The following is a 2,496-nucleotide window of genomic DNA, read 5'->3' as shown; positions in this document are numbered from 1 at the left end:
TGTTAATTTCCACGCATAACTGACCCGCCATTTCCATCTCAAACTGACCCACCCTTTGACTTGAGCCGCAAGGCTCAAGATGTGGATCAGGTTTTGTTTCTCTCCTTCTTCATGGGCGGTTGTTGGACTGCACTGCTGTGCTTGAAGCGGTAGCTGTCGTTGCCTGTTTCCAGAATATGGCAGTGATGGGTCAGGCGGTCCAGCAGGGCCGTGGTCATCTTGGCATCACCAAACACGCTGGCCCATTCGCTGAAGCTCAGGTTGGTGGTGATTACTACGCTGGTGCGTTCGTAAAGCGTCGAGAGCAGATGAAACAGTAGCGCACCGCCAGATGAGCTGAAGGGCAGATAGCCCAGCTCATCGAGAATCACCAGATCCGTATGCACCAGCCTGTGGGCGAGCTGTCCGGCTTTGCCTTGCACTTTCTCTTGCTCCAGCGCATTAACCAACTCAACAGTAGAGAAGAAGCGCACCCTTTGACGGTGGTGCTCAATGGCCTGAATACCCAGTGCTGTAGCAATGTGCGTCTTGCCCGTGCCAGGCCCACCGACAAGCACCACGTTGTTAGCCTTCTCGATGAACTCACAGCGATGAAGGCTGCGTACCAAGGCTTCATTGACCTCACTGTGTGCGAAGTCAAAGCCTGCCAGATCTCTGTAGACCGGGAACCTGGCGACCTTGAGTTGATAGGCAATGGAGCGCACTTCTCGCTCAGCACTCTCTGCCTTGAGCAGTTGCGACAGTATGGGATGTGCTGCTTCAAATGCTGGTGAGCCTTGCTCGGCAAGTTCTGTCACAGCCTGGGCCATGCCAAACATCTTGAGTTGGCGCAGCATGATGATGATCGCAGCAATGGCGGGGTCATGACGCATGGCGCACCTGTCGGAGTTGGTCATAGCGCACGACGTTGGCTTGTGGCTCAACGATCAAGGCCAAGGCTTGGGGTGAATGGATGGGCTCAGGTTCCGGTGTTCCATCAATGAGGCGGTGCAAGATATTGATGATGTGGGTCTTGCGAGGTACGCCATCCTCCAGTGCCAACTCGACAGCGGCCAGGACGGCTTGCTCATCGTGCTGCAACACCAAGGCAAGAACTTCCACCATCTCGCGATCGCCGCCAGGTTGCTTCAGGAGCAAAGCTTGCAGTCGTTTGAATGCGTCTGGCAACTCGGCAAACGGCGCACCGTTGCGCAATGCGCCAGGCTTGCGCTGCAATACGGCCAGGTAATGGCGCCAGTCATAGACCGTACGCCCAGAGCCTTGGTGATTGCGCTCAATGATGCGCGGGTGTTCGCAGACGAGCTGACCTTCGGCCACGACAACCAGGCGGTCGGCATAAACCTGCAAGCTCACGGGCCTGTTGGCATAAGAGGCCGGCACGCTGTAGCGATTGCGCTCGAAGTGAACTAGGCAGGTGGGAGAGACTCGTTTGGCATGCTCGACAAAGCCGTCAAACGGCCGAGGCATGGGCATCAAGGTTGAGCGTTCTTGCTCCCACACATCAGCAAGTGAGCCAGGCAATTGGCCATGCGCAATCTCTTGCCATAACTGTTGACACCGTTGCTCTAGCCAATCGTTGAGGGCTCTGAGTGTTGGAAACGTTGGTACAGATTGCCAGATACGATGGCGAGCGTCCCGAACATTCTTCTCGACCTGTCCCTTCTCCCATCCCGAGGCCGGATTGCAAAACTGTGCCTCGAACAGGAAATGGCTGGCCATAGCACTGAAGCGGGCGTTGACCTCTCTGAGCTTGCCACGGCCGACACGATCAACGGCTGTGCGCATGTTGTCGTAGATCCCTCGCCTAGGGATGCCTCCAAACACCGCAAAGGCACGGTTGTGGGCATCGAACAGCATCTCATGGGTTTGCAGGGGATAGGCCCGCAGATAGAAGGCTCGGCTGTGGCTGAGCTTGAAGTGAGCCACTTGAAGCTTGGTGCGTACACCCGCGATGACAGCCCAATCCTCGCTCCAATCAAACTGGAAGGCTTCTCCAGCGCCGAAGACCAGGGGCACAAAAACGCCTCGCCCTGATGTCTGCTCCGCCGCATGACACTGAGCCTTCCATACTCTGGCAAAGGCAGCGACTCGGTTGTAGGAGCCGGTGTAGCCCAACGCCTGCAAGTCCAGAAACATCTGCTTGATCGTGCGCCGCTGCTTGCGAGAGCGGTTGACTTCTGTACGCAGCCAGCCTGACAGCTTGCTGGCGAAGGGGTCGAGCTTGGTGGCGATGGTGCGCTGTGCAAGTTGAGGTTGCACAACGTCGGAGCGCAAATACTTGCGGATGGTATTGCGAGAAAGCCCAGTTCTGCGGGCGATCTCTCGGATGGACAGGTGCTCACGCAGAGCCCAGCGCCGGATGACACTCAAAGTGGCCACGTCAATCACTCCTGGTCTCCTGCTGCACAAGAAAGCAGCAGGCTAGGGTTAATGCGTGGGTCAGATTGAGATGGAAAAACCGGGGGCTAGTGGGTCACTTCTGGGTGGAAATCAACA

2 protein-coding genes are annotated in these 2,496 nt (G+C 56.7%); both read right to left on the bottom strand.

Annotated elements, in window-relative coordinates; all coding sequences use genetic code 11:
- Nucleotides 1-86 precede the first annotated feature (86 nt).
- Complete coding sequence (gene istB, locus Cth01_RS23895) at nt 87-872, bottom strand: IS21-like element helper ATPase IstB (protein ID WP_012838594.1); 786 nt, start codon at nt 870-872, stop codon at nt 87-89.
- The gene (istA, locus tag Cth01_RS23890) at nt 862-2,388 is read right to left on the bottom strand and encodes an IS21 family transposase (protein WP_045840614.1); all 1,527 of its coding nucleotides are present in this window, start codon (nt 2,386-2,388) and stop codon (nt 862-864) included. Before istA ends, istB begins: the two co-directional genes overlap by 11 nt.
- Nucleotides 2,389-2,496: the final 108 nt, after the last annotated feature.

It is taken from the genome of Comamonas thiooxydans (assembly GCF_000964545.1).
Classification (GTDB): Bacteria; Pseudomonadota; Gammaproteobacteria; order Burkholderiales; family Burkholderiaceae_C; genus Comamonas; species Comamonas thiooxydans.
Note: the sequence above shows the minus strand (reverse complement) of the source record. Positions and strands in the feature narration are given on the sequence as shown.

Bases quoted from the DNA above. Each gene is read 5' to 3' on its own strand.
- istB (WP_012838594.1), bottom strand. From the start codon at position 872: ATGCGTCATGACCCCGCCATTGCTGCGATCATCATCATGCTGCGCCAA.